Here is a 25781-nt window from a genome sequence, read left to right as displayed (position 1 = left end):
CAGCAGGCCAAGCTTAGCCTGCTGCTGCAATAAGTTCGCGCGTGTAATCGGTCTGAGCGTTCTCGAACAATGACTCAGCCGATCCCATTTCAACTACATCACCATTCCGCATGACGATCACATTATGCGACATTGCCCGCACGACCTTGAGGTCGTGGCTGATGAACAAATAGGCCAGCCCATATTTCCGCTGCAGGTCGCGCAACAGATCAACGATCTGGACCTGAACTGTCATGTCCAGCGCACTTGTCGGCTCATCCAGAACCAGCAGTTTGGGTCGCAGGACCATCGCGCGCGCAATGGCGATACGCTGACGCTGGCCGCCTGAAAACTCGTGAGGGTAGCGATCCATCGCCTCTGGATCCAGCCCGACCTCTGTCATCACTTCGGCAACCAGTTCGCGCGGGGCGCGATGCGGGTCTACCTTGTGGATCGCCAACCCTTCGGAAATGATTTGCTGGCATGTCATCCTTGGGCTGAGGCTGCCGAACGGGTCCTGAAACACGATCTGCATATCCTTGCGCAGCCGCCTCAGTTCACGCGTGGACCAGCGGCGTACGTCCTGATCGCGGAACGTGATCCCGCCTTCGGATGCGATCAAACGCATGATCGCCAGAGCCAATGTGGTTTTGCCTGAACCACTCTCTCCGACTATGCCCAAAGTCTCTCCCGCGCGGACGCTCAGCGTTGCATCGTTGACCGCCTTCACATACCCCACGGTCCGTTTCAAAAAACCGCGCTGGATGGGAAACCAGACCTTCAGGTGATCCGTACGGGCCACCTCTTCGGCATCTGCTGCAACCGGATCCGGGTGTCCTGAAGGTTCCGCTGCCAACAGCTTACGTGTGTAAGGATGCTGCGGATTATCAAAAATCTCGGCAGTTGGGCCAGTTTCAACAATCTCGCCGTCCTTCATCACGCAAACCCGATCCGCGATCCTGCGAACAATCCCCAGATCATGCGTGATGAACAGCATCCCCATATTCTCGGATTTCTGCAGTTCAGCCAGCAGCTCAAGAATTTGCGCCTGAATGGTCACATCCAGCGCCGTTGTCGGCTCGTCCGCGATCAGAATGTCGGGTTTATTGGCCAACGCCATCGCGATCATCACGCGTTGACGCTGCCCGCCTGACAGCTGATGAGGATAGCTGTCCAACCGGTCTTCGGGATCGCGTATGCCCACCTTGGTCAGCAACTCGACAATCCGTTCCCGCGCGACATCTCCTGACACGCCCTGGTGCAGTGCCAGAGATTCCGCCATCTGCTTCTGGATTGTATGCAGCGGGTTGAGCGAGGTCATCGGCTCCTGAAAGATAAAGCTGATGTCGTTACCACGAACGTCCATCAGCAGATCTTCAGAGGCGCCGATCATCTCTTGCCCGTCGTATTGAACCGATCCTTCGACAATTGCGCTGTCGCCAAGCAGGGACACAGTACTGAGCGCTGTGACTGACTTTCCCGAACCGGACTCACCAACCAAAGCGACGGTTTCACCACGATCGACGGTGAAGGACACACCTTTTACCGCTGCACTGACCTGCCCGTCCTGACGGAACGAGACCTTGAGGTTGTTCACATCCAGCAGGCTCATGAGAAGGTCTTTCTGGGATCGAATGCGTCACGCACGCCTTCAAAGATAAAGACCAGCAGTGACAGCATAATTGCAAAGGTGAAAAACGCGGTGAACGCCAACCAAGGGGCCTGAAGGTTTTGTTTTGCCTGCAGGGTCAGTTCACCCAACGACGGAGCCGATGAGGGCAAGCCAAAGCCCAGAAAATCAAGGCTTGCGAGCCCGCCAATGGTTCCGGTCACGATGAATGGCATGAATGTCAGCGTGGCAACCATCGCGTTGGGCAGCATGTGGCGGAACATGATGGTCATGTTGCCGACGCCCAGCGCCTTGGCCGCGCGCACATATTCAAGGTTTCGCGCCCGCAGGAATTCAGCCCGAACGACCCCGACCAGGCCGGTCCATGAAAACAGGATCATGAGCGCCACCAGCAGCCAGAAACTTCGGCCCAGAATGGCGAACATGATGATGATCACATAGAGCGAGGGCGTGGCCGACCAGATTTCAATAATGCGCTGGAAAATCAGATCCAGCCAGCCACCAAAAAAGCCCTGAATGGCACCGGCAAATATCCCGATCAGGCTGGCCGCACCGGTCACGATCAGTGTGAAGAGGATCGACAAACGGAAGCCATAGATGACCCGAGCAAGCACGTCGCGCTTGGTGTCATCCGTACCCAGAAGATTCTGGCCATTGGGCGGCAGAGGGGCCGCACCGGGGCGATCCACACTTGTGTTGAAGGAATACGGGATAAGGGGCCAGATCGCCCAGCCACGCTCGAAACCTTCGGCCTGAAAGATTCCAGCGTCGATCTGTTCAATGATCCCTTCGGGGTCATCAAAGCACTGCTCGAGACCACCGCTGTCGATCAAACACTGGACCTCAGGATCGCGGTAGATCGCTTCGGTCTGAAAATCTCCGCCAAAGTCCGTTTCCGGGTAGAACTTGAAGATCGGCGTATAGAGCTCACCCCGGTAGCTGACCAGGATCGGTTTGTCGTTGGCGATGAACTCAGCAAAGAGCGAAAGGCCAAACAGAATTCCAAAGATGATCAGCGACCAGAACGCCCGGCCATTGCGCCGGAAATTGCGCCAGCGCCGTTGGTTGAGAGGGGAAAGCGCCATTTACCCCTCCCGCTTTTCGAAGTCGATGCGTGGATCGACGAGGACATACATCAGGTCGCTGATGATACCGACGACCAAACTGATCAAACCAAAGAAGAACAGAGTACCGAAGATTATCGGGTAATCTCGCGCTACCGCGGCTTCGAAGCCCAGTCGTCCCAATCCGTCCAGTGAAAAAATTGTTTCAATGATCAAAGACTGCCCCAGGAAGACACCCAAAAATGCGGCGGGGAATCCAGCAATTATGATAAGCATGGCGTTGCGAAAAACGTGGCCATAAAGCACCTTTTTTTCACTTAGGCCTTTCGCGCGCGCGGTAACCACATATTGTTTTTTGATTTCGTCCAGAAACGAGTTCTTAGTCAGCAAAGTCAGCGTAGCGAAAGCACTAATCGTGTACGCCGTAATTGGCAGTATCATGTGCCAAGCATAATCCGCTATTTTACCAAACAGACTAAGGCTATCCCAATTGTCCGACGTCAAACCTCGCAGCGGGAATATCTGCCAGTAAGAACCGCCTGCAAAAAGTACCAACAGCAGGATCGCAAACAGGAAACCCGGGATCGCGTAAGCCACGATAATCGCACCACTGGTCCAGGTATCAAATCTCGAGCCATCCTTTATCGCTTTGCGAATACCCAACGGAATCGACACCAGATACGCAATCAGTGTCGACCAAAGACCCAGCGAAATCGAAACCGGCATCTTTTCCAGCACCAGATCAATCACGCTGATCGACCGGAAATAGCTCTCACCAAAATCCAGCGTCAGATAGTTACCCATCATACCGAGAAATCGCTCAAGCGGCGGCTTGTCGAAACCGAATTCCCTTTCCAGATCTTCGAGAAACTCCGGCGGCAGGCCGCGTGCACCAACGTATTTGTCGTCGAATACTCCACCCGCGGGTTCAGCACCGGCACCGGTATCGCCTCCGCCGGCAAAACCGGCAAAGACATCACCCTGTCCTTCGATCTGCGCGATGATTTGCTCGATCGGTCCACCCGGTACAAATTGCACCAGCGTGAAGTTGACGATCATAATGCCCAGCAGCGTCGGAATGACGAGCAACAGGCGTCTTAGAATATAGGCGCCCATGTTATCGCAGCGCGCCTTCTGCCTTCAGTTCTGCCTCTTTCTCTGGATTGACCCACCACAGGTCGAGGTATCCGAGCGCATAGGGAGGCAGGTTCTCAGGGTATTCATACATATCGTAGTAGGCCGTCCAGTAGTCCGCGATGTATCCGACAGGGATCACAAAGAACTCATACCGCAAAGCACGGTCGAGCGCCATGAGCGCCGTATCCTGATCGGCCTGATTGTCCGTTTCGAATGATGCTTCAATGATTGCATCGACCAACGGGCTGGCTAACCCGGCCGGGTTAAACAGACTGAACTCAGCTTCGTCCGATCCATACATCTGGCTCAGCCCGCCACCCGTAGACAGGAAAGAGCCATAGCGCGTTGAATAGACCATGTCGTAATCCCGTTCACGGCTGCGCAGCGTGTATTGGGCGGGATCAACCTTTTCAGCTTTGGCATCGACACCAATGGATTGCAGGTTTTGAACGAAGGTTTCGATCATCGTTGCCGTCGATGTCGGCAGGTTGGAGGGATACGGGATTTCGACCCGCAGCGTCTGCCCCTGCGCGTTACGGCGCAGATTCCCTTGGCCTACCGGCCAACCGGCTTCATCCAGAAGTTTGGACGCTTTGCGAAGGTTGCGGCGATCATTCAAACGTGCCGGATTGGATTCGTGCACGACCAGTGCGGGCTCGGCCAGAAACTCTGCTGGAACAACGTCACCAAGCGTTTCAAGAAATTCCAGTTCCGCGCCTTCTGGCAAACCCTCTGCCTGCAACGGGGTACCCTGTACAAACGAACTGCGCGGTGCGTTCAGTCCAAACATCAGCGATTCATTTGCCCATTCAAAGTTGAACGCCAAAGCCAAGGCCTTACGCACATTTTTGTCTGCAAACTGCGGTTTGGCCAGATTGAAAACAAACCCGGATGGCGTCGGAGGGCTGCCATCGAGGATTTCATCCCTTACCACAAAACCTTCAGTCAGCTTTGGGAAGTCGTAGCTGGACGCCCAGAGTTTCGGATCGCTTTCGATCCGCATAGTGTATTCGCCGGCTTTGAACCCTTCGAAAGCAGCAGTCTGGTCCGCGAAATACTCCAGGCGAATGGTGTCATAGTTATGCCGACCCCGATTTATGGGAAGATCTTTGCCCCAATAGTCATCTCGGCGTTTATAGACGATGCGGCGATTGATGTCGTAGCTATCCAGTTTGTATGGCCCGGATCCCACGGCAACTTCGAGCCGGGGTTCATCCAGACGGCGGGACTCATCCGCTTCGAACCAAGCCTTAGAGAACACGGGGGTCGCACCAACCGTTTCGATAAGGCTCCGGCGTGTCACGTCGGGGTTGAAAGTGAATTTGACGGTGTGATCATCCAGCGCTTCGGCACCGGTCACCATCCGACCGACAGCCTGCGCATATGACGGCAAACCCTGTTCGATGAACAGCCTGTGGCTATAGACAACGTCCTCGGCTGTAACGGGCGTACCATCCCAGAATGTCGCTTCGGGCCGCAGATGGAAAATGACGTAGTTGCGCCCTTCGTCGTATTCGAGGCTTTCGGCTATGACACCGTAGTACTGACCGACACTGTCATCAGTGCTGTCGATCAGGCGATCATACTGAAGTGTTGTCAAAGCACCCGGGCGGCCCTTGCGCGAGTAGGGGTTTAATGAATCGAATGTACCTGATGCCGCGAGGGAAAGCTCTCCACCCTTAGGCGCATCCGGATTGACATAGCCCAGATGCTCATAGTCGGCCGGGTAGTCCAGATTACCAAAGTACGAATACCCGTGACTTTTGGTAATCTTCTCTTCAGCTGCAGAAGAGTGTCCAGCTATCCCCAGCAGTAAAGCCGCCGATATTCCCAAAACTGATGCCCAAGGCCGAACAGTTGATACGCGCGTTTCAGGCAGGCGGGGATTCATATGGCTCATCCTCTGGGTCGTTCACGACTTTAATCTTGTTCGTGCTAGCTAAAGGTCCAGCACTGACAGTTGCAAGTTTAGACTGCGTGAACACTTTGTGAAGATTCACTAAGGAAAAAATAAAGCCGCTGCACGTGGCAGCGGCTTTGAAACTTGTCGAAACTGACTGAAAAATCAGTTGATGGTTTGCAGATAGGCAATCAGGTCTGCCCGATCCTGCGGCTTTTTCAGACCGGCAAAGCTCATGGAGGTGCCCGAGATATAGGCGCTCGGACGTGTCAGGAAGGCATCCAGAGCCTCAGGTGTCCAGTTGCCACCATGGGCCTGCATCGCTGCAGAGTAACCGGTGAAGCCTTTGGCTGCAGCTACAGGACGATCAACGATCGCATAAAGATATGGACCTGTGCCATTCGCGCCGTCTTCCAGTTTATGACATGCGGTGCACTTGCGGAAAACCTTGGCACCTTTCTCGGGATCGGCTGCGGCCAGCATTTCCTCAAAGACGACTTCTTCGCCGTCAGCGCTCTCGCCAGAGCTTTCGGTTTCGATGATATAGGCGGCTTCGGCGCCATGCCCGCCCGCATAATAGAGAACGTCGGCTCCCCATTTTGCCAGAAGGAGCACCAGGAAGGTGCCGAACAGGCCAGCGGCGGCCTTGGTAACTGTCATCGTGTCGAACATTGATCGCTTGTCCATTTCAGCTGTCTGCGGGGTGTCTAAGGCTTCCCCTTGCAAGAGGCAAGGTATAGACACCGCGACTAAACGCCCAAATCAAGAACTTGTTGCATGGAATCGACCAAATGACCAAACGCATCGCATTTCAGGGTGAGCCCGGCGCCTATAGTCACGAGGCTTGCAGCAATGCGCGCCCCGATATGGAAGCCCTTCCGTGCCGCACATTCGAGGACGTGATCGAATCAGTACGCTCCGGCGAAGCCGAGCTTGCGATGTTGCCCGTCGAAAACACGACCTACGGCCGAGTTGCCGATATCCACAGGCTACTGCCACATAGCGGGCTGCATATTGTCGATGAGGCTTTTGTTCGGGTTCATATCAACCTGCTTGGCGTACCGGGCGCAAAGCTTGAGGATATCGCCGAAGCGCATTCTCATCTGGTGTTGCTACCGCAATGCGCGGGTTTTCTGACAAAACACGGCATTCGAGGTCGGGTAAGCCCTGACAATGCTCGAGCCGCCCGAGAAGTGGCAGAGGCAGGCGACAAGCATTCAGCTGCTCTGGCAAGTGAACTGGCCGGAGAAATCTATGGGCTGAATGTACTGGCCCGCCATATCGAGGATCAGGGTGATAATACCACTCGCTTTCTTGTCATGTCGCGGCAGGCTGACGAATCGCGCCGTGGCGAGCATGGCATGATCACGAGCTTCGTTTTCCAGGTCCGAAACATTCCGGCTGCCCTGTACAAAGCGATGGGCGGGTTTGCCACCAACGGGATCAACATGACCAAGCTGGAAAGCTACATGGTCGATGGGTCCTTCACCGCCACTCAATTCTACGCCGATATTGTCGGGCATCCTGAAGACCGGAACGTTAAGCTGGCAATGGATGAGTTGGAACACTTCACGACCAATGTCGAGATTTTGGGCGTCTATCCTGCCGCGCAACCGCGTGGGTAGTAGAGTCGCCTCTAGTCCAAATGCAAACTGAACTCGGACCGGCGCAGTCCGCTGCGCCAGACCTCCAGTATGGATTGCACATTGGCATCCACTCCGTCTTCAGATTGGATTTCCAGATCATAGATCCGTTTCTGATGGATTGATTTCTGATCCATTTCAGCGCTACCCAACGGACGGTCACCCCGCTTCAATTCTCGCTCGTTCAGAACCGGTACTGAACAATGCACCGCGACGAAAAACACATCATGTGGTTCGAACAGCTCTACTAGGGTTTCTATCCAGCCGTCGGTGTCCAGTATGTGTTCCAGAATCAGGTTGTTCCCAGCAGCTGCATAAGATGCCAGCGATTGATGAAACCCCGCGAAAAAGCGCGCCCTCTCCTCGCTCCAGTCAAACTCTCCACTTTGAAATCGATCCCGCGGCAACACTCCGGCATCCCGTAGATGGTCGATCGAGATGTGCCAGAAGGGTTTTTCTATTCTTTGCTGCAGTGCGCGGGCGATTGTGCTTTTACCGCTGCTGGATGCCCCATGGAGAAAGATGATCTGCGACATAACAAGTCTTCCTCTCGTTCACATCCGGTTGGCACCGCTTCCAGAACTATCTGAGCCGAAATGCCTTTGAGATCGCCCCGTCTGACACGCGATAGTCCCTGAACCCCATAGCTTCGTAGTAGTTCAGGCCCTCAGGGTTATTTGCGCCAATTGTAGCGTCAATGGCCTCAAGGTTGTTGGCCCGCGCAGCTGCATGAGTGCGCTCGAACAGTTTTCGCCCGATTCCACGCCGCGCCGCAGTTGGCCTGATGTGGGTTCCGATCACGCCCCAGCCAACAGGCGCGCCATAAGGATTGTCTTCAATCGCCAGAATCAGCGCCTGAAATCCGAGGATGTTACCGTCTTCATCTTCGGCAACGGTGCACCGCAAGTTGTTTGAGTGGGTAATGTAGTGCGCCCGAGCAAACTCTGAATCGCTTGCCGAGTGCCGTTTCCCCGCCGCCACAAGCTCTTGCAAAACAGAAGCAATACCTTCCGCGTCTGCTTCATTTGCATTTCGGAATGTCAAAGGGCTCATCATATCCTCGCTCAGAATAAGGACGTATTGCAGACCTCACGCACCGTGAAGGTGTCGTTCCTCCAACTCTCTGGCGAACTCACCTAACCGAAGTTGAAATTGCCGACGAAAGCGTGATTTCCCGAGTTTCAGGGACTGAAGCAACAAACGTGCAGGCAAAGACTTTGCGGTTAGCGCAATCTCCATACTCATACGCGTTCTGCGTTGCGACAAGGCGAGAAACTCGATCGTCGTAAGTCCGTTCAGGCCCTTACTGGTTGTTTCAAACTTCATCACTTCGGGACGCGCGAACTCGCTCATCAAGACCGAAACCTGACGGGGTTTACCACGCACCTTGATTTCCGTTTCCCAAAGCGTGCCAACAGAGACCGGCGAATGCTCGTCCACCCGGCGCACCTCGATCCCGCGTCGCATAGCCATGCGCTCAAAACGTTCGAAATCGGAGACCATTTCAAACACCCGATCAATAGGCGCTTCGATGTCTTCGCGAGCTGAAAATTGCATGTTGGTCTTTGCTTCTCTTGCCTGTGAACCAGTGTTTCCTCAGTCCAGTGTATCCGCAAGCCAGTTTTGCAACAGAAAATGCGCAATAGCACCCTTGCGCGCTGGCAAAAGCAACGGATGCTCACCGGCAAAGGCCTGCATCATTTCGGACTTGCTTACCCACATGGCGTCTTCGATTTCAACAGGATCAATCTTAATATCGCGTGACAAGGCCTCACCGGCGCATCCGAACATCAAAGACGCCGGAAATGGCCAGGGTTGGCTGGCCAGATAGCTGACCGCACCGACCGGAACGCCAGCTTCTTCCATGACCTCGCGTCTTACCGCAGCTTCCAATGTCTCGCCTGGCTCCACGAACCCGGCAAGCAGCGAGTACATCCCCTCGGGCCATCCCGGAGAGCGCCCCATAAGGACGGAATCCCCATGTGTTATCAACATAATAACAACAGGGTCGGTACGTGGAAAATGCTGGCCTCCACACGAGGGGCAACTCCGCTGCCATCCAGCTTGCGAAACTTCGCTCTGTGCGCCACATCTGGCACAGAACCGGTGCGTCTCATGCCATCCGATCACAGCCTTGGCCGTCGCAGCCAGTTCGGCATCCCGCGGCGAAAGGCGTGTCATGATGCGACGCAGTTCGGCAAATACAAACCCATCCGGCAAATCCGGATGCTGTTGTTCGGTTCGATCAACAAACTCGCCGACACCGGATAAATCCAGCCCCTCGGCAGCCCATTCCGAGATATCCATGGCAAACATGGGCAAGTCCGCTTCAGATAGCCCAAGGAAAACCGGCGTTTCGATCGCACCGCCCGGGCCTTTCTGAACCAGGTCATGCGTCATCGGAACGAAAGCCAAACTGTCCAACGCCTCGCCACAAACCAAGATCTTTCCCCGCCAAAGCAGCAAACAGCGCGCCGACGGGTCGTTCTGAGCGACAGCAAGTCTCTGCGCATCGCTTCGGATAAGGGCCGCCCGGTCAAGACCCGAACCTCCAAAAGTCACCTGTTCAGCGCGTTTCATTCTGGCCCCTCAGCTTTTCGCCAAGGGGTGCCACGGCTTCGGCTCCAGAGCAATGGATATTCGTAGCCCCAAAAAATCAGACATACTCTCGAATAACCGTATGGTTGCTCAAGTATTTACATGTATTCTACTTTTTAGTGCAAACGTTCACTCAATCACCACCAAAAGAAGACAAATTGATCAAGAATAAAGTTCCCTGCCGTTGCCAGAATCAAACGATCTGTGGGCGCATTCAGATTCTGGCGACATCAGATCTTCATATGAACCTGGCCAGCTTCGACTATTATGCTGATCGCCCAGACCCAGCAGTCGGATTTACTCGAACAGCGACACTTATCCGTACGGCACAGCAGCAGGTCAGAGAGAGTGGCGCGCTGACATTGCTGTTCGACAATGGCGATTCTCTGCAAGGGACTCCGTTTGGCGAATGGGCGGCAGAGGAGAAGGGTTCGGAACACCCTTTGATGAAGGCCTTTGGTCTGTTGGGTTATGATGCCATCGGACTCGGCAATCATGATTTCAGCTTTGGCTTGCTCGCGCTAGACAGCATTCTCTCTCAGGCACCCTGCCCTGTGGTTTGCAGCAATATGAAGCGCAGCACGGGCGACCAGAGCTGGCAAGAATACGCGGTCTTGCGGCGCTCTCTCACAGTCGCCAACCGGGAGTTTCCAATTCAGATCGGCGTATTGTCCGTATTGCCACCGCAAACTGCGCAATGGGAGGCGCATCGCCTGATGGATCAGGTGAAAGTGGCCGACATCATGTCATCTGCGCGCAGAACTGCATCCCGGCTACGTCAAATGGGGTGTGATCTGGTCATCGCGCTGGCCCATTCCGGATTGGGACAGTCCGATGCTGCCACGGGGTTGGAAAATGCTGTGATCCCGATGGCCGCGATTGATGAAATAGATGCGATCATCGCTGGCCATACGCATCTGACCTTACCCGGGAAAAACCATGACGAACTGGAGCATGTTGAAAATCACATCGGTCGAATCCATGGCAAACCTGTTGTCATGCCGGGTTTCGCCGGCTCGCACCTGGGCATCATCGATGTTGCCGTCGAACGTGAGCCTTCCGGTCGCTGGCGCATCGTAGACAGCTCAAGCCAGTTGCAGCCAATATGTTCTGCCAATGAGAACTTACCTGTTCCGGAAGACGCTGAATTAAAGAAGGTGTTTTCGCACGGGCATGCGCACACCAGAGCACGTATGGCCAAGCCAGTAGGGCAGACATCCAAGCCTCTGCACAGCTTTTTCAGCTATTGTGCGCATGATCGGGGGCTGGCCCTGGTTGCCGCGGCACAGGCCGCTGCTCTGCGGCCATTCTTGTCCGGAACCAAGTTTGCTACCCTTCCTGTTTTGTCCGCGACAGCACCTTCAAAATTCGGAGGACGCGCTGGCCCTAATCATTATACACATGTGCCGGCAGGTGAAATTTCGATGAGACATGTAGCAGACCTGCACGTATTTCCGAATGAGCTTCGAGCCATATGTGTCAGTGGAGCCCAACTGCTTGACTGGATCGAGATGTCTGCAGGAATCTTCAATCAGCTAGATAAATGTCACGAGGCTGAGTTGAATAATCCGCACCGGGCAGGGCACAACTTCGACATATTGCACGGCGTGTCATACGAGATCGATTTGTCGCAACCCGCCCGCTTCAGCGCAGGTGGTCAATTGATCAATACTACGAATTCGCGAATCTGCAACTTGCGTCATCGCGGCAGTCCGGTGGAGCAGGATCAAGAATTTATCGTAGCGCTCAACAACTACAGAGCCAGCGGAGGTGGGCATTTTCCGTTTCCCGAGCACGTGAAGGCCATCAAGCTTCCTCCATTGCGATTACAGGATATCTTGCGTGACTATGTGTCCGGCAAATTACCCGCTGATCCGCTGGAGAAGGCACAACGCCCGTTTTCGTTCATCGGCCAGCCGGGATCGCTGGCGGTCCTCAGAACCGGGACGGGCGCCGCGGATTATCTACAAGAACTGGCAGAATACGAACCGCAAATTCTCGATCAAGACCCTGATGGATTTCTCAGGATCAGACTAAGCCTGTGATGGGTTGTCATTGCACTGCCAAATCCCTATATCGGGCTTCGAGAGGTTGGCGCGGGCGAGCGCCTCGCCAACCTGGTCAGGTCCGGAAGGAAGCAGCCACAACGAGTCCCGCTTGGGTCGATGTCCAGCCTCTCACTTACCGCCAATTCGGCGATCAATCCGCAGCCAAAGGAGGGCTTTGATGATTGTAGTACAAATCCCTCAGGCAGTGCGGCGCTGATCTAGCGGACACTTCCGACTGCCTGAACACATCACCCACGGATGCGCGTGCGCCATCTGTGCGGCTTGCTGTTTCTGAACACAGGCAGATCAATGTCCCTTACACTGTCGGACCTCGGATGGTCCTCTCACTTTGCCGCGCAATATGCGGCTGATCCAACATACACTCCCTATCGCGTGAGCGCAGTTCACCGTGACCGTCTGATCGGAATGCATCCTGACGGCGAAGCAACATTGCTAAGTAACAACCAATCTACTGGTGATTTTGCTGTCGGTGATTGGGTTTTGGTCGATGAACACATGCGTATCCAACGACTGCTGGACAGGCGCAGCCTGCTAAAACGCCGGGCCGCAGGCACCAGTGCTGGAATCCAGTTGATTGCGGCCAACGTCGACGTTCTGTTCATCGTCAGTTCCTGTAACGCAGACTTTAACCTGCCTCGGCTGGAACGATACTTGGCACTTGCACATCAGGCTGGTTGTTATCCAGTGATCGTGCTGACCAAGGCAGACACGTGCGATGATCCGAAAGACTATGTTTCACGCGCAGAATCACTGGCACTCTTTCTGACGGTTGTGCCAGTGAATGCCCATGATGACGATGACGTGCGACAGGTCCTGAATTGGTGTCCAAAAGGGCAAACTGCGGCTCTGATCGGCTCATCAGGTGTAGGTAAAACCACACTGACTAACGCTATGACTGGCGCAAACGAAGCTACCGCGGAGATACGTGAAGATGATGCCCGTGGACGACACACGACGACCTCGCGCGAGCTGCACCAGATGCGTAACGGCGGTTGGCTGATCGACACCCCCGGTATGCGCGCCCTGCGTCTGCTGGATGCTCAAGAAGGGGTCGATGAAGTATTCTCGGATATCGTCGAACTTGCCGAAACCTGTCGCTTTGCGGATTGCAGCCACGAAACCGAACCAGGTTGCGCGATCCAGGAAGCCATCAGCGCCGGCGAGCTCGACCCGGCGCGTCTAGAGCGATGGAGGAAGCTGCGACGCGAGGATCGGCGTAACTCTGAAACAATCGCGCAGTCGCGCGCACGTGACAAAGCCTTTGGGAAAATGGTGCGATCCGTGATGCAGGATAAGAAATCACGCAAACGGTTCTGAAGGAAAGGGCACCGCCATGCGGTGCCCTATTTCACGCGATCAACCGGGGCCAAACCGCAGAGTTGCGACGGGCAAACGCCCCGATGTGCCCCACACCCTTGAGGCCAAAATCGCCGGGCTTCAACAGGTGACGTCTGGCAGCAGGCCCGTAGGCATCTGCAAGTCGCCAAACTGCATCCGGCGGCACCATCTCATCATCCTCAAATGTAAGAACGTCGACGGGCGCATCCGAACGCGACCAATCCGCTTCAGGCAGTGTAACTCCGGTCTCGGGCAAATAGCTTTGAGGCGCGGTACACCACTTTCGCCACTGCCAGTACACTTTTGGTGGCAGGTCAGCTCCAAACCCAACCAACTTACCCGGCAGATATCCCTTCAGGCGCACGATCAGGGGAGCGTGACCATACCAGAACAACATAGCCAATGCACGATATGGCCAGGGATGATCGGATACGGTCACCAGTCCCGAGCAGACACAAATCATCCGGTCAATCTGTTCGATTTCCGGCTGGACCGGACCCAACATCCCGCCAACCGAATGACCAATCACCCAGAGCTTGGCATCCGGAAATCTTCTGCGCATCTCAGCACGGGCCGCTGGCATATCGACAAGAGCCCAATCGGCCATGGTCACGTCGCTGTCCTGCAAGCGCCCCGAAAGGGAATGGCCAAAATCGCGGTAGTCGTATGTAAGGCAGGCAATACCCTGCTCGGCAGCCAGCCACTGTGCAAAATGCCTGTAGTAATCGCGTGGCACGCCGGTGGCGCTGTTCAGAACCACAACTGTATCAGGCTCGGTCGCAGGCAGGAACAGACGGGCAGACAGCGTCGCTGAACCAGCCGGAAACTGAAAATCCTCGATGAGCGCATTCTGCTGGCTGTCCAACATTGCATCCTCCAACCAAGTCTGGACCAATCAGTCTAATGATTCCATCTGGACCATTTGGTCTAGTGCTGTCAATATCGATGAAAGATGACCAAACGTCCGCTACCAACCCGAGATCGCCTGATCCAGACCGCCGCCGAGCTGTTCCAGCGCTCGGGGTACAACGGCGTTGGGTTGTCCGAATTGCTGGCAGAGGCGCAGGCCCCCAAAGGCTCGCTTTACCATCATTTTCCAAAGGGAAAGTCCGATCTGGCCCTTGCTGCGGCAAGCTGGGCGTCAGACGGAATGCTGGAACTGATTGCGGTCTCTTTCAAAGACGCACGCGACTTTCGCGATGGTATTGAAACCCTGTGCCACAAGATCGCAAAGCTCTTTGACAAATCCGGTCGCTGGGAGACCTGCCCTATATCCGCCACCCTGTTCGAGGGGCCGGAGAACCAACTTTTCAGGGATCACGCATACCGCCTGTACGAAAGCTGGATTGCGCAGGTCCGCGGGCATGCCGAACGCTTTGGCGTCGATCATCCTCAGGAAACCGCCGATACACTGTTCATTATGCTTCAGGGCGGATGGCAACTGGCCCGCGCGCGTCGAAATTCGGATGTATTGCGCAACCTGCCGAGGTTTCTGCCCGCCAACGTTCTCTGAAGCGTACTGAACGCGGCGGAATGCAGCTTGACTCAAGCCGACCACAAGCATTAGCGGTTAGGCGATGGTTCTCGTATCGGACTGGTACGGGATGAAAAGGGAACACGGTGCGGTCCTGCCCGAAACGTTGGAATGGACCTATGCCGCGACTGCCCCCGCAACTGTAGGCGGAGAGCAATGCCGAAATGCCACTGGCCAATTGGCTGGGAAGGTCGGCGAAGCGATGACCCGCAAGTCAGGAGACCTGCCATCGGAACTGAAACCGAAACTCGGGCGGGGTGTCCGGGCAGGGTCTGACCGCATTGCGTAGTCCAGCCTGTACCAAGCCCCCGTCTCACGCGCGGAGGGCGCAACATGATCTGGAAGAACGAGACACACGAATTTACGGCTACAGTTTGCCAACGGACAGGCAAAACCTGCCCCGCGCTGGCCAGGATGGCCCGTGCTATGGCGCAGGCCATGACAACAGCTGGACCAATAGCAACGCGAGAATTCGAAATCGAAGGCAGCAGCGAGCTGACCCACTGCCCGGATGGTTGCACCGCCCGCTTTCGCGCGGGACCTGATCAGATCAGGTTTTTTTGCGGTTCAGATACGTCCGTCGAGACCAACGCGCTGGATGAATATGCAGACATGATGTTTGGCTCAGCAAATACCGCTTTGCCTTCCAGCATTCTATCCAGTCCACCATATGCGCTACTTGAGGCCAATGCGCTCGTCCCAAGGCAAAATGTCGATATCAGCCAGCACGCGGCTGCATGATTCAGTGCTCGAGCTGCGGCTGAGCTGCCGATGTCGCCCAGTTTAGCTGATCATCAGTTTCAACTGCACATGGCCGCACCTTGCGTAACCTCTGGAGTGCGTTTTCGGGTCTTTCACCGCATTCGATCATCAGACGAAGCACAATCATCCCCGACCGTCCGCAGCCACCGCGACAATGAACCAGTACCCGTCCTCCGCCCGAGAGTGCATGTCGAGCTGCTGCGCTGGTCTCGGTCCACAGCTCATTGATTTCTGGTGACGGCGCACCGAAATCGGTCACCGGCAAATGCGCCCATCGACTAGCCCGGCTTTGAATATCGCTGCCGAAATCACCTGCGCCGAGCTGCACCATCTCGGCCTCAGTTGTCATCGAAATGACAAGACCTGGCTTCCAGTTCGCTATCAGATCCAAATCGCCGGAATAGTCGCCGTCTTTGCCGGGTATCGACGTCAGCGCGAGCGTGCCATTTCCAACCTGCAGAGCATAGATCACCAGCTGAGACACAAATTACTCCTCCTAAGAAATGGCATGCAACAGAACTCAGTTTTTCGAAATCGGTCCGGCCAGCTTATGCGCATCGGCTGGTATTCCCAAACGAAATTCGTGCCTGTGCGCTGTGGACGTAAGCCGCGGGGACAACTACGCTGCATCCTTGATACGAATCCGCCAGAGCAGACATGACCGACACACCCAGCCCCGCCTATCAGGTCCTAGCCCGAAAATACCGCCCAGAAACCTTTGCTGATCTCGTCGGCCAGGATGCCATGGTGCGCACGCTGAAAAACGCGTTCGAGGCCGACCGGATCGCGCAGGCCTTTATCATGACCGGCATTCGCGGAACGGGCAAAACGACCACCGCTCGGATCATTGCAAAGGGCATGAACTGCATTGGCCCCGATGGTAATGGCGGACCAACGACTGAACCTTGCGGGAAATGCGAACACTGCGTTGCGATCATGGAAGGCCGCCACGTCGACGTGATGGAAATGGACGCCGCAAGTCGGACCGGCGTCAATGATATCCGGGAAATCATCGACAGCGTGCGCTACCGCGCCGCCAGTGCCCGCTACAAGATTTACATCATCGACGAAGTTCACATGCTTTCGACCAGTGCATTCAACGCGCTGCTCAAGACGCTCGAGGAACCACCCGAGCACGTAAAGTTCATCTTTGCGACGACCGAAATTCGCAAGGTCCCGGTCACCGTTCTTTCCCGGTGTCAGCGCTTCGATCTGAGGCGTATCGAGCCAGAAGACATGATTGGCCTGCTGAAAAAAATTGCCGGGTCAGAGAACGCTCAGATCGCCGAAGATGCGCTGGCTTTGATCACCCGCGCTGCAGAAGGTTCCGCGCGCGATGCGACGTCACTGCTGGATCAGGCGATTTCGCACGGCGCTGGCGAAACCAGTGCGGATCAGGTTCGCGCAATGCTGGGCCTTGCGGATCGGGGACGGGTTCTTGATCTGATTGACATGATCTTGCGCGGCGATGCGGCAAGTGCACTGACTGAGCTTGGTGCCCAATATGCCGAAGGGGCTGATCCGCTGGCGGTACTGAGGGATCTGGCCGAAATTACTCATTGGGTTTCCGTCGTTAAAATCACACCGGACGCGGCCGAAGACCCAACCGTTTCGCCAGACGAACGCGCACGTGGCCAGCAAATGGCCGAAGCCCTGCCGATGCGGGTGCTGACGCGCATGTGGCAAATGCTGTTGAAAGCGCTCGAGGAAGTTGCCGCCGCGCCCAATGCGATGATGGCAGCGGAGATGGCTGTCATCCGTCTGACCCATGTTGCCGACCTGCCAAGCCCCGAAGAACTGATTAAACGGCTGCAGGATGCTCCTCCACCGCCAGTTGGTGGGCCGGGTGGTGGCGTACCGGTGCCTAGCAATGGTGCCCCGGTTGCGCAAGCACACACCCCCGCGACACCTGCCTATGCATCGCCACCGCGTGGCAACGGCGGCGCGCCTTCAGCCGCGTTGGCGCAGGATGTTCAGGCAGCGCTGGCGCGCTATCCGAGCTTCGAGCATGTGGTCGAACTGATCCGGTCGAACCGGGATGTCAAATTGCTGGTCGAGGTGGAAAATGGGGTTCGGCTGGTATCCTACCAACCCGGCCGAATAGAATTCACGCCAGCATCGCAAGCACCTGCCGATCTTGCCGCCAGGCTAGGATCGTCTCTGCAACGCTGGACCGGTAATCGCTGGGCTGTTTCCATTGTATCCGACGGAGAGGCGCCGACAATCGCCGAACTGAGGGATGCGGCAGAACTGGCTCTGAAAACAGAGGCAGAGGCGCACCCCCTGGTTCAGGCGGTCCTTGCACAGTTTCCCAAGGCGAAGATCACCAAGATCGAAACCCCCGAACAACGTGCAGCTCAGGTCGAAACCGAGGCGTTGCCCGAAGTCGAAGACGAATGGGACCCGTTCGAGGAAGACTGAAGCCCGGACCTGCTATTCGCAAGTAGCAGGGCCATTGTCCTGCAAAAGGCCTTAACAATGGGTGGGAGGCGCGCTGGCCTCTTGTGTCGCTCAGTCGGCATCCGTATTTAAGCGTCAAACCGATTTACAGGAGATTACCGATGCTCAAAGGACTCGGCGGCCTTGGCGGTCTGGGCGACATGGCCAAGATGATGAAATCCGCGCAGGATCTGCAGACCAAGATGACCGAAATGCAGGAAGAGCTAAACAACATCATGGTTGTTGGCGAATCCGGCGCCGGCCTGGTGAAAGCGACCGCTTCGGCCAAGGGTGAGCTGAAAGGTCTGGACATCGACCCGTCCATCTTTAACGGCGACGACAAGGAAGTAGTCGAGGATCTGATCCTGGCTGCGATCAAGGACGCTCAATCCAAAGCGACCGAACGTTCGCAGGAAGAAATGAGCAAGCTAACCGAAAGCATGGGTTTGCCCGCAGACATCAAGCTGCCGTTCTGATAGACACTCCTGACGACCCAAAGGCCGGGCACCCCTGCCCGGCCCTTTTGCAGGAGCGCAAGCCATGAGCTCGAACAGCGACATCGACAATCTGATCGACCTGATGGCTAAACTGCCAGGCCTTGGGCCACGCTCGGCCCGTCGTGCAGTCCTGCATCTGATCCGCAAGCGCGCCCTTCTGCTCACCCCCCTCTCGGACGCCATGCAGCAAGTGGCCGTCACTGCGCGTGAATGCCTGAATTGCGGCAATGTGGGCACCACAGATATCTGTGATATCTGCGACAGCGAAGACCGCGCGACCGGAGAGCTCTGTGTGGTCGAGGACGTCGCCGACCTCTGGGCGATGGAGCGAGCCGGGGTATTCAAAGGCCGCTATCACGTTCTGGGCGGAACTCTTTCTGCACTGGACGGCGTCGGCCCGGACGAACTGCGCATCCCCCGCCTCAAGGACCGGGTTCTGGCCGAGGGGATTTCCGAAGTCATTCTGGCGCTGAACGCCACCGTAGATGGCCAGACCACCGCCCACTACATCGCGGACCAATTGGAGGGTCAGGTGCGCCTGACTTCACTGGCACAGGGTGTACCGATTGGCGGAGAGCTGGATTATCTGGATGACGGGACGATTACGGCAGCGCTGAGGGCGCGGAAGGAGCTGTAGGTAACTGATCATCGGCTCGAAAAGTATCTCCGCAGTCGGTCCAGCAATCCATTGTTGTTTTTCATGCCCTCTTTCGCGTGCTTGGCAAGACGCTCCCAGTCGTTGGTATCCCCCGGGAGTCGAGGGACTTGATCAATCTCCGTTCCATCGTCTCGATACCGCGTCATCTGTCTATTGACTTCAGTCTTAAGAAAGTTCGAAAGCGAAGGCCAGCGAGCGCCTATCAGATCGTAGTCACGGTGAAAAAGCTCAACTTCTCCGGAACTAGTCAGGTAAAGATGTCCTTGTGAATACCAATCTCCATTCATGGATCCGATACCGAAATGTCCATTGGGAATGTACTCAGGCCTCAGGTAACGCTCGTTTTGATATCTAATGCTAATAGGTTGCCCAATCGGATCATCTGAATTTCTTTGGTTCACGGCACCCGTGGTGCCCAACAAGCAAATGCCCATGACATTTGCGCCGTTGAAAGCAGTTAAAAAGTCTTTGTACGGTTCAGGGACATATCTCCCACTTTCCTCTTCCGCGTGCACGAGTCCTTCTTTGGACAAACCCGAGTAACAACGGCATAGGTAAGCATCAGGAGCGATTTGCGGCGTATGCCCGGTAGCAAAACCACCCATCTCGGACTCAAAAAATCCTAGTTTATCCCACCTTTCTCGCATCAATCTTGAGATCAGACCGACCTGTTCCGAAACGTTATTGGTGCTCATCGCTCAACTCAAAACTTCGACTTAGGCTGCAAACTTTTAAGCGATACAAATTTCGTATCAAATACCTATTCCGAAAGAAGACTAAACCACGAGTTCAATATTCTCTTGGTGGAACCAAACACACATGCCAGATTGCACTAAAACATGGAAATATCTTGATTCTGTTATGACCCGCCTTCTCGCCCTCACATTCGCCGCTTTCACCGCAACCGCCGCTCTTTCACAAGAACTCATCGACAAGGGATTTGTCGAAGGCTGGAACATCATGATGGATCCCGCGCTTGGGAACGGGTGCCTGATCCAGACGATCTATCAGGATCTCTCGGTGGTGCGCTTGGGCTATGACGCACTGGACAATCGCGGGTATTTCACCGTCTACAACAAGGCCTGGGGCGATATTGAGCCGGGGCAGAGCTACCCGATCCGGTTCGAGTTGGACGGTAAGAGCTTTGACGCCACCGCCATCGGATTCAAACAGGATCGTGTGCCGGGCGCGACGGTATTCTTCACCGACCGGAATTTCGTCAATGCAATTGCGCAGAACAAGACGATGACCGTTTTCAACCCGGCGGGTGAACGTGTGATGGCAATCGACCTCAAAGGGACAGCCAAGGCGCTGGACTACGCACGCGACTGCCAAAACAAGAAGCTTTAACGAATCGGATCGAACAGCGCATCCTTGGCCGTGCAGTCGCGGATGACATCGCGGCCGCAGGGTACCGGCTCAAGATCGCGCGAGAAGCACAGGCGGACCTCTTCGATATAGCCTTGCTTGCAGGTGACCGTGATCATGTCGCGCTCCAAATCCGGGTTGGATTTCAGAAACGCATCTTCGACGACTGATGCCGGAAGTTTGACTGAGTTGTCCAGCTTACGGAACACGGGCGGGCGCTCGACGCCCTGATAGGCCTGACGAGACAGGGCAAAATAGTCGGTTGCGCTGAGACCGGAGCATGTGCCGTGTTTCTTCCACTGATGCCAGGCAAGACCGGAACTTCCCTGAATGTCTTCCATTTCCCGCGTCATGCGCCGGGTTGGCGGCGCCTCGGGCGTGCGACAGAACGCAGGCCAGCCTTGGTGGTATTGCGGCCAGAGACCGTGCAGGATCCAACCGTGATCATGCCGGTCGTCGCATTGATCAGATCCTCGCGCATCCCCTTCACGGGCGCACCAGTTGGGCGACCAGCTCAACGACAGGACATAGTAGTCGAACTCGCCAGCCTTTTCGCCATCTGCCAGCGCAGACATTGCGCTGAACGCCCCTAAAACGAGCCCGCAAAACACCTGACGCATTCGCCTCTTCCCTTCTTGCCTTGGCGCGACTATATACAGCCCAAGTTCCCCGACAACGGAAACCTGCCCCAAAACCACGGGGCCGCCGAATTCCGGCGACGGGACAGATGTATTTATAGGAGACGGGCTGATGGCAAAACCGCTTATGGCCAAGGCAACAGCCGTATGGCTGGTGGACAACACCACGATCAGCTTCAAGCAGATCGCGGATTTCGTGGGCATGCACGAGCTTGAGGTGCAGGGCATCGCCGATGGCGACGTGGCCGCTGGCGTGAAAGGCTTCGACCCGATTGCCAACAACCAGCTGACGCAGGAAGAGATCGACTCTGCGCAGGGCAACCCGCTGCACAAGCTGAAACTCAAGTTCAACCCGTCGGCCGCTGGTGAAGAAAAGCGTCGTGGACCGCGTTATACTCCGCTGTCCAAGCGTCAGGACCGTCCGAACTCGATCCTGTGGCTGGTCAAGTTCCACCCGGAACTGAGCGACGGTCAGATCGCCAAGTTGGTAGGCACAACCAAGCCGACCATCCAGTCGATCCGTGAGCGCACACATTGGAACATCGCCAATATGCAGCCCATCGATCCGGTTGCTCTGGGCCTGTGTAAGCAGTCCGAGCTGGACGCGGTTGTTCAAAAGGCTGCTGCCAAGAAAGCTGCCGAAGGTGGCGTGATGAGCGATGATGAACGTCGTCGTCTGGTATCTACCGAGCAATCGCTCGAGATGGATGCAGCGCCAAAAATCCCGACTGCGATCGAAGGTCTGGAGACATTCTCGTTGTCTGAGGACAGTGACGAAGAGCAAAAAGACGATGAACCGATCATCGATGCCGACAGCTTCTTCAACCTGCCTAAAGGCGGCGGCGAAGAAGACGAAGAAGACGATCTGCGCAACTAACGCGTTATGTGGCTCTGATCTTTCCAGGTCGGAGCCATTTTTTTCACAGGATTGCCATGCTGAACATTCTGTCTGCGATCTTTGGCCCGCATCGCGCCGTTTCGATCTATGCATTCGTCAAGACCAAGGGGCTTGCCATAGCTGGCGGTCTGGGATTGATCGTAATCGCGGTTAGTTTGCTGGTGCTGAATGATGACGGCAAGCATGAACATGATGCATTCATGACCGTCGATGTTCTCACAGCCACTCCGATCAACGGTGATCTCAAGAATGGTGTCATTGCATCGGTCAGGCTGCCGGACGGCACAGCAACTTCGATAACCGCCACCGAAGCACCCATTGCGCAAACGGTTGGAACCAGCGCCTGTATCGAAAAACGGGTCTACGTTGAAAGCGGCGAACCCCGCTATCGGTTCAAACTGCCGCGCTATTGCGAAGCGAGCTAAGTCAAAACCGCTACAAATGAAAAACGCCCGGCAGATGCGCCGGGCGTTCTTTTACTCTCAGATCATCTGGAACAGAATTCCGGCCACGATCGCGCCAGAGATACCCAGCCCCAGATAGGTCGCAAACACCCGAGGTTTGACCAGGGACCAGACCGCGGCCATTGCCGGGATGGAGCTGACAGCGCCTGCCACCATGAAGGACATCGCAGCGCCTGCGCTCATGCCCTGTTCCATCAGACCAGCCAGCAAGGGCGGCGCGACATAGGAGTTGAGGTAAGCAGGCATCCCAACCAGCGCAGCGATCACGATTGGAACAAGGCCTTCACCTCCGACAACTCTCGCGATCAGATCCGCCGGAACGTAGCTGACAAGCAGAGCTTCAAGAACATAGGCCAGTGCAAGCCATTTGAGCAGGAACAGTCCGTTGTGCACAAACTCACTCCGGAAACGTGCGCGACGTTCGGGTTCTTGCCAAAACTTCCAGTGTGGTTTGTCTTCCTTTTTCGGACCACAGCCGCAGCAACCGGCAGGTTTGTACACGCGCAGGGGCTGAGCAAAGGCACCCTGACGCATCAGAAAGCGCACGACAAATCCGCCAAACAATCCCAATGCTACCGCCGCGATTGCTTTGCCGATTGCAAACGGCCACCCCAGCGCACCAGCGGTGATGAGCAAGGTTGGCGGGTCAATCAAAGGTGAACTGAGCCAAAAGGCCATAACGGCAGACAACGGCGCCCCTAGCGCAAGTAAGCCGGCGATGAACGGTATGACTTCGCAAGAACAGAACGGTGCGAGCCCGCCAAAAAGAGCAGCCAGGAAAATCATCCGCGTTTCCCGTCCCTCAAAAGCCCGCGCGACCATAACCTCGGCGCCAGTGGCCTTGAGGTAAGAGAGTAGCAGTACGGCAAACAGAATATACTGACCCGTATGTGCCAGTGCCTTGCCCGCAAAGATCACAACCTCGGTCCAGTTGCCGGGATCAAGAACCGCTACTGCGGTAAGGATCGCGACGATCAATGCCCAAGGCGTCTTGAGCAGATCCAGGACACTCTTGGACATAGCCCTTGGGTTTTGCGTTAACTCAGCCATCGTTTGCGGCCTTTCCCACTTCGTCGGCGCAGCATTCGCTCAGGATGAACTGTGCCAGATTTCTCAGTTCGTCAAAGCAGGCACGGTTGATCGTGCTGCGTCCGACTTTTTCTTGTTCGACAACACCACCGGCCGCCAAGAACCGCAGATGATGAGCCAGTGTTGATGGTGCGATACCCGTTCGGCTTTGGATCTCGCCGACGGTCAGGCCTGTTTGCCCGGCACGCACTAGTGTCTTGAGGACCTGCAGCCTGGCTTCTGAACCCATGGCCGAAAATCCCGCGGCAGCTGTTTCCCACATTGCCTTTCTCCATTAAACTAGATTTCTGGTTTAATAGTTATTTTAAATTCCAATGTCAACGAACCGCTCAAAGATTTCTCAGACTTTCGGGTTAAGTCCAGATTGCCCCCAACATAAGTCCACCCTATAACGAGGCATGGGGATCTCGGTCGATACATTCTTTCTAAAGCCTGATGGTCAAGGCACCTTGCAGGCGCAAATCCAACAGATGATAGCCGAAGGCATCTTGTCAGGTCGCTTTCATGTAGGTGAAAAGCTGCCCTCGTCACGAAAACTGGCGGCACATCTGGGTGTCAGCAGGATCACCGTCACCTTGGCTTATACCGAGCTGCTGGCTAACGACTATCTGACAGCCAAGGGACGGTCCGGGTACTATGTTTCCCAAAATGCGCCGGTACCTCCCAAGTACACGCCGTTGCAACGCGGTGAGGAAACAGTCGACTGGACCAGAACACTGGCCCGTCAGTTTTCGGACGGCGATGTCTTGTCCAAGCCGTTGGATTGGCGCGACTATCGTTATCCGTTCATCTACGGTCAGGCAGACCGAAGTCTGTTCGATCATGCCAACTGGCGCCTTTGTGCCGTTCGGGCACTGGGTCACAAAGATTTCGATTCACTGACCGGGGACTACGTGGATCAGGATGATCCATTGTTGGTAGAGTTCATCGCCCGCCACACGCTGCCCAGACGTGGAATTGCCGCCCGGCCCGAAGAAATCCTGATCACGTTGGGCGCACAAAATGCGCTCTGGCTTGCGTCCCGGATTCTGCTGGATCGCGGTCGCAAAGCGGCAATCGAAGACCCCTGTTACTATGCTTTGCGCGAGTTGTTGCACCGGTCGAATTGCGAAACGACCGCGTTGCGTGTGGACAAGGACGGGTTGCCGCCGGATGACATCCCGGATGGAACTGACGTCATTTTCACGACGCCCAGCCATCAGTGCCCTACCACATCGACCATGCCTGTGGATCGCCGACACGACTTGCTGAAACGTGCGCGCGATCTGGACGCAATGATTGTCGAAGACGACTATGAATTTGAGATGGCCTTTTTGGGCGCACCGTCGCCTGCATTGAAATCGCTCGACCGGGATGGTCGGGTAATCTACGTGGGCAGCTTCTCAAAGTCACTGTTTCCCGGATTGCGGTTGGGCTACATGGTTGGCTCTGAGCCATTCATTCGTGAAGCCAGAGCACTAAGGTCGCTGGTTCTGCGCCATCCGCCGGGCCACATTCAACGCACAGCTGCCTATTTTTTGTCCCTCGGTCACTACGATGCGCAGATTCGCCGTATGTCCAAAGCGCTGCTGGAAAGGCGTAAAACAATCGAAGAAGCCATAGCAGAGCACAAGCTGACGGTTGCGGGTCGGGGTGTCTTTGGTGGTTCTTCGATCTGGATGAAAGCGCCTGAGCACATAGACACAACTCGACTTGCCAAAACCCTGCAGAAACAGAGCGTTCATATCGAACCGGGTGAGCCTTTTTTCTCAGGCCCGAACAAGCCAGCGAACTTCTATCGACTGGGATATTCCTCGATAGCACCCGATCGTATCCACCCCGGAATCAAACAGATCGCATCGGCCATTCGCTCAGCATAAGTCCAACTCTGGATATATCCCGCCGCTCCGACTGGCCCTAACCCCGCGCGCACCCATCGGTCAAAACCGACTCCAAGCCAAGGCAGTATGCCTGAGAGCTTCCACTTTAGCTTGGAGAGCATCCCGATGAAGATGACGACAGAAGAGGCCTTTGTTAAGGTATTGCAGATGCATGGTATTGAGCATGCGTTTGGTATTATTGGTTCTGCGATGATGC

At 55.6% G+C, this 25781-nt stretch carries 27 protein-coding genes, 1 other RNA gene and 1 riboswitch; of the genes, 13 read left to right on the top strand and 15 right to left on the bottom strand.

The genetic code is table 11. The features are described 5' to 3' along the window. Positions 1–13 precede the first annotated feature (13 nt). The 5 genes from ACR0CW_RS21445 to ACR0CW_RS21425 all read right to left on the bottom strand — a co-directional run bounded on the left by ACR0CW_RS21445 (position 14) and on the right by ACR0CW_RS21425 (position 6382). Entirely contained in the window at positions 14–1591 is a 1578-nt protein-coding gene (locus ACR0CW_RS21445; RefSeq protein WP_155142395.1) for an ABC transporter ATP-binding protein, read from the bottom strand. Further along, positions 1588–2694 (bottom strand): ABC transporter permease, encoded by a 1107-nt coding sequence (locus tag ACR0CW_RS21440; RefSeq protein ID WP_480789342.1) that lies wholly within the window; start codon positions 2692–2694, stop codon positions 1588–1590. Before ACR0CW_RS21440 ends, ACR0CW_RS21445 begins: the two co-directional genes overlap by 4 nt. Continuing rightward, positions 2695–3789: a microcin C ABC transporter permease YejB gene (locus ACR0CW_RS21435; RefSeq protein ID WP_480789341.1), complete on the bottom strand. Its 1095-nt coding sequence runs from the start codon at positions 3787–3789 to the stop codon at positions 2695–2697. A 1-nt stretch (position 3790) separates the two neighbouring features. After that, a complete protein-coding gene (locus ACR0CW_RS21430) occupies positions 3791–5701 on the bottom strand; it encodes an extracellular solute-binding protein (RefSeq protein ID WP_480789340.1) in 1911 nt (636 codons plus the stop codon). 174 nt (positions 5702–5875) lie between these two features. After that, complete coding sequence (locus ACR0CW_RS21425; RefSeq protein WP_155142456.1) at positions 5876–6382, bottom strand: c-type cytochrome; 507 nt, start codon at positions 6380–6382, stop codon at positions 5876–5878. A gap of 119 nt (positions 6383–6501) precedes the next feature. On the opposite strand from ACR0CW_RS21425, the gene ACR0CW_RS21420 reads away from it, so the two are divergent. Further along, positions 6502–7335, top strand: coding sequence for a prephenate dehydratase (locus ACR0CW_RS21420; protein ID WP_480789339.1), 834 nt, complete (start codon positions 6502–6504; stop codon positions 7333–7335). Positions 7336–7346: 11 nt separating this feature from the next. Here the strand turns inward: ACR0CW_RS21420 and ACR0CW_RS21415 are convergent, their stop codons facing one another. The 4 genes from ACR0CW_RS21415 to nudC are packed head-to-tail and all read right to left on the bottom strand — an operon-like array spanning position 7347 to position 9933. After that, entirely contained in the window at positions 7347–7889 is a 543-nt protein-coding gene (locus tag ACR0CW_RS21415) for a chloramphenicol phosphotransferase CPT family protein (protein WP_480789338.1), read from the bottom strand. A gap of 46 nt (positions 7890–7935) precedes the next feature. Further along, a complete protein-coding gene (locus tag ACR0CW_RS21410) occupies positions 7936–8406 on the bottom strand; it encodes an N-acetyltransferase family protein (protein ID WP_480789337.1) in 471 nt (156 codons plus the stop codon). A 36-nt stretch (positions 8407–8442) separates the two neighbouring features. Next, positions 8443–8910, bottom strand: coding sequence for an SRPBCC family protein (locus ACR0CW_RS21405; RefSeq protein ID WP_170337149.1), 468 nt, complete (start codon positions 8908–8910; stop codon positions 8443–8445). A gap of 39 nt (positions 8911–8949) precedes the next feature. Then, positions 8950–9933: an NAD(+) diphosphatase gene (gene nudC, locus ACR0CW_RS21400; RefSeq protein WP_480789336.1), complete on the bottom strand. Its 984-nt coding sequence runs from the start codon at positions 9931–9933 to the stop codon at positions 8950–8952. A gap of 104 nt (positions 9934–10037) precedes the next feature. Here nudC and ACR0CW_RS21395 point away from each other — a divergent pair, with 104 nt between their 5' ends. The 3 genes from ACR0CW_RS21395 to rsgA all read left to right on the top strand — a co-directional run bounded on the left by ACR0CW_RS21395 (position 10038) and on the right by rsgA (position 13337). Then, positions 10038–11996 carry a bifunctional 2',3'-cyclic-nucleotide 2'-phosphodiesterase/3'-nucleotidase gene (locus ACR0CW_RS21395; protein WP_480789335.1) on the top strand — a complete coding sequence of 653 codons (1959 nt, stop codon included), beginning with the start codon at positions 10038–10040 and terminating at the stop codon, positions 11994–11996. A gap of 39 nt (positions 11997–12035) precedes the next feature. Continuing rightward, positions 12036–12134: signal recognition particle sRNA small type (gene ffs, locus ACR0CW_RS21390), an RNA gene on the top strand. Positions 12135–12308: 174 nt separating this feature from the next. After that, positions 12309–13337 carry a ribosome small subunit-dependent GTPase A gene (rsgA, locus tag ACR0CW_RS21385; RefSeq protein WP_480789334.1) on the top strand — a complete coding sequence of 343 codons (1029 nt, stop codon included), beginning with the start codon at positions 12309–12311 and terminating at the stop codon, positions 13335–13337. 31 nt (positions 13338–13368) lie between these two features. Here rsgA and ACR0CW_RS21380 read toward each other — a convergent pair whose 3' ends face one another. Beyond that, positions 13369–14226, bottom strand: coding sequence for an alpha/beta hydrolase family protein (locus ACR0CW_RS21380; protein WP_480789333.1), 858 nt, complete (start codon positions 14224–14226; stop codon positions 13369–13371). A gap of 84 nt (positions 14227–14310) precedes the next feature. Between ACR0CW_RS21380 and ACR0CW_RS21375 the strand changes: the two genes are divergently transcribed. Both ACR0CW_RS21375 and ACR0CW_RS21370 read left to right on the top strand, forming a co-directional pair. Beyond that, a complete protein-coding gene (locus tag ACR0CW_RS21375) occupies positions 14311–14871 on the top strand; it encodes a TetR/AcrR family transcriptional regulator (RefSeq protein WP_155142375.1) in 561 nt (186 codons plus the stop codon). Between the two features lie 48 nt (positions 14872–14919). Further along, positions 14920–15137, top strand: a riboswitch (cobalamin riboswitch). 88 nt (positions 15138–15225) lie between these two features. Next, on the top strand, positions 15226–15633 hold the full coding sequence (locus ACR0CW_RS21370) for a hypothetical protein (RefSeq protein ID WP_480789332.1): 408 nt from the start codon (positions 15226–15228) through the stop codon (positions 15631–15633). A gap of 1 nt (position 15634) precedes the next feature. Here the strand turns inward: ACR0CW_RS21370 and ACR0CW_RS21365 are convergent, their stop codons facing one another. Further along, positions 15635–16138: a protein-tyrosine phosphatase family protein gene (locus ACR0CW_RS21365; protein WP_480789331.1), complete on the bottom strand. Its 504-nt coding sequence runs from the start codon at positions 16136–16138 to the stop codon at positions 15635–15637. Between the two features lie 173 nt (positions 16139–16311). Here ACR0CW_RS21365 and ACR0CW_RS21360 point away from each other — a divergent pair, with 173 nt between their 5' ends. The 3 genes from ACR0CW_RS21360 to recR all read left to right on the top strand — a co-directional run bounded on the left by ACR0CW_RS21360 (position 16312) and on the right by recR (position 19227). Further along, complete coding sequence (locus tag ACR0CW_RS21360; protein ID WP_480789330.1) at positions 16312–18075, top strand: DNA polymerase III subunit gamma/tau; 1764 nt, start codon at positions 16312–16314, stop codon at positions 18073–18075. Positions 18076–18215: 140 nt separating this feature from the next. After that, positions 18216–18569, top strand: coding sequence for a YbaB/EbfC family nucleoid-associated protein (locus tag ACR0CW_RS21355; protein WP_155142368.1), 354 nt, complete (start codon positions 18216–18218; stop codon positions 18567–18569). Positions 18570–18633: 64 nt separating this feature from the next. After that, positions 18634–19227: a recombination mediator RecR gene (gene recR, locus ACR0CW_RS21350; RefSeq protein ID WP_368669643.1), complete on the top strand. Its 594-nt coding sequence runs from the start codon at positions 18634–18636 to the stop codon at positions 19225–19227. An 8-nt stretch (positions 19228–19235) separates the two neighbouring features. Here the strand turns inward: recR and ACR0CW_RS21345 are convergent, their stop codons facing one another. Beyond that, positions 19236–19943 (bottom strand): SMI1/KNR4 family protein, encoded by a 708-nt coding sequence (locus tag ACR0CW_RS21345; RefSeq protein WP_480789329.1) that lies wholly within the window; start codon positions 19941–19943, stop codon positions 19236–19238. 166 nt (positions 19944–20109) lie between these two features. On the opposite strand from ACR0CW_RS21345, the gene ACR0CW_RS21340 reads away from it, so the two are divergent. Further along, entirely contained in the window at positions 20110–20598 is a 489-nt protein-coding gene (locus tag ACR0CW_RS21340) for a hypothetical protein (protein WP_480744868.1), read from the top strand. On the opposite strand, the gene ACR0CW_RS21335 is transcribed toward ACR0CW_RS21340, so the two are convergent. Further along, positions 20595–21236 (bottom strand): ribonuclease T2 family protein, encoded by a 642-nt coding sequence (locus ACR0CW_RS21335; RefSeq protein WP_480789328.1) that lies wholly within the window; start codon positions 21234–21236, stop codon positions 20595–20597. The two genes, ACR0CW_RS21340 and ACR0CW_RS21335, sit on opposite strands and share 4 nt — an antisense overlap. Before the next feature lie 130 nt (positions 21237–21366). On the opposite strand from ACR0CW_RS21335, the gene ACR0CW_RS21330 reads away from it, so the two are divergent. Then, positions 21367–22131: a DUF1013 domain-containing protein gene (locus ACR0CW_RS21330; protein ID WP_155142360.1), complete on the top strand. Its 765-nt coding sequence runs from the start codon at positions 21367–21369 to the stop codon at positions 22129–22131. A gap of 56 nt (positions 22132–22187) precedes the next feature. Then, entirely contained in the window at positions 22188–22577 is a 390-nt protein-coding gene (locus tag ACR0CW_RS21325) for a hypothetical protein (protein WP_155142357.1), read from the top strand. Positions 22578–22634: 57 nt separating this feature from the next. On the opposite strand, the gene ACR0CW_RS21320 is transcribed toward ACR0CW_RS21325, so the two are convergent. Then, positions 22635–23666: a permease gene (locus ACR0CW_RS21320; protein ID WP_480789327.1), complete on the bottom strand. Its 1032-nt coding sequence runs from the start codon at positions 23664–23666 to the stop codon at positions 22635–22637. Continuing rightward, complete coding sequence (locus tag ACR0CW_RS21315; RefSeq protein ID WP_155142353.1) at positions 23659–23967, bottom strand: ArsR/SmtB family transcription factor; 309 nt, start codon at positions 23965–23967, stop codon at positions 23659–23661. The genes ACR0CW_RS21320 and ACR0CW_RS21315 overlap by 8 nt, the downstream gene beginning before the upstream one ends. 136 nt (positions 23968–24103) lie before the next feature. Between ACR0CW_RS21315 and pdxR the strand changes: the two genes are divergently transcribed. After that, complete coding sequence (pdxR, locus tag ACR0CW_RS21310) at positions 24104–25564, top strand: MocR-like pyridoxine biosynthesis transcription factor PdxR (protein WP_480789326.1); 1461 nt, start codon at positions 24104–24106, stop codon at positions 25562–25564. Positions 25565–25781: the final 217 nt, after the last annotated feature.

The organism is Ruegeria sp. CH6 (assembly GCF_056537005.1).
The sequence above is the reverse complement of the archived record's forward strand: the minus strand, read 5'-3'. Positions and strand labels throughout refer to the sequence as shown.